Here is a 233-nt window from a genome sequence, read left to right as displayed (position 1 = left end):
GTTTCGATCCACAGGCTCTTACGAGCCTGACCGAACAAACTGCCTTGCTGATATCGAATACTTCGCGTTTCGATCCACAGGCTCTTACGAGCCTGACCCCTTTGCTTCGGCCTTCATTTCGTCTACCACGTCCGTTTCGATCCACAGGCTCTTACGAGCCTGACCGCTGAATGCCCTTAAAGATGCCGAACGGCAGGTAGTTTCGATCCACAGGCTCTTACGAGCCTGACCAG

It is taken from the genome of [Clostridium] symbiosum ATCC 14940 (genome assembly GCF_000466485.1).
In the GTDB taxonomy this organism is placed as follows: Bacteria; Bacillota; Clostridia; order Lachnospirales; family Lachnospiraceae; genus Otoolea; species Otoolea symbiosa.
The sequence above is the reverse complement of the archived record's forward strand: the minus strand, read 5'-3'. Positions refer to the sequence as shown.